The following is a 1,195-nucleotide window of genomic DNA, read 5'->3' on the forward strand; positions in this document are numbered from 1 at the left end:
ACACAGTGGACGCGAGCAACTGAGGACAAGCCCTCGGCCTATTAGTACCAGTCAACTCCACACCTTACGGTGCTTCCATATCTGGCCTATCAACCCAGTCGTCTACTGGGAGCCTTACCCCATCAAGTGGGAGGGAGCCCTCATCTCGAAGCAGGCTTCCCGCTTAGATGCTTTCAGCGGTTATCCTTTCCGAACGTAGCCAACCAGCCATGCCCTTGGCAGGACAACTGGCACACCAGAGGTTCGTCCGTCCCGGTCCTCTCGTACTAGGGACAGCCCTTCTCAAGACTCCTACGCGCACAGCGGATAGGGACCGAACTGTCTCACGACGTTCTAAACCCAGCTCGCGTACCGCTTTAATGGGCGAACAGCCCAACCCTTGGGACCGACTCCAGCCCCAGGATGCGACGAGCCGACATCGAGGTGCCAAACCATCCCGTCGATATGGACTCTTGGGGAAGATCAGCCTGTTATCCCCGGGGTACCTTTTATCCGTTGAGCGACGGCGCTTCCACAAGCCACCGCCGGATCACTAGTCCCTACTTTCGTACCTGCTCGACCCGTCAGTCTCACAGTCAAGCTCCCTTGTGCACTTACACTCAACACCTGATTGCCAACCAGGCTGAGGGAACCTTTGGGCGCCTCCGTTACTCTTTAGGAGGCAACCGCCCCAGTTAAACTACCCACCAGACACTGTCCCTGATCCGGATCACGGACCCAGGTTAGACATCCAGCACGACCAGAGTGGTATTTCAACAACGACTCCACACCAACTGGCGTTGGCGCTTCAAAGTCTCCCACCTATCCTACACAAGCCGAACCGAACACCAATATCAAGCTATAGTAAAGGTCCCGGGGTCTTTCCGTCCTGCTGCGCGAAACGAGCATCTTTACTCGTAATGCAATTTCACCGGGCCTATGGTTGAGACAGTCGAGAAGTCGTTACGCCATTCGTGCAGGTCGGAACTTACCCGACAAGGAATTTCGCTACCTTAGGATGGTTATAGTTACCACCGCCGTTTACTGGCGCTTAAGTTCTCAGCTTCGCCAACCCGAAGATTGACTAACCGGTCCCCTTAACGTTCCAGCACCGGGCAGGCGTCAGTCCGTATACATCGCCTTACGGCTTCGCACGGACCTGTGTTTTTAGTAAACAGTCGCTTCTCGCTGGTCTCTGCGGCCACCCCCAGCTCAG

General features: G+C 55.7%; 1 rRNA gene. It reads right to left on the bottom strand.

Annotation, left to right across the window (positions count from 1 at the left end):
• Positions 1–21: 21 nt before the first annotated feature.
• Positions 22–1,195: ribosomal RNA gene (locus ACO1BR_RS44105) — 23S ribosomal RNA — on the bottom strand; the annotation flags it as partial.

It is taken from the genome of Streptomyces sp. YGL11-2, from assembly GCF_050054615.1.
Lineage (GTDB): Bacteria > Actinomycetota > Actinomycetes > Streptomycetales > Streptomycetaceae > Streptomyces.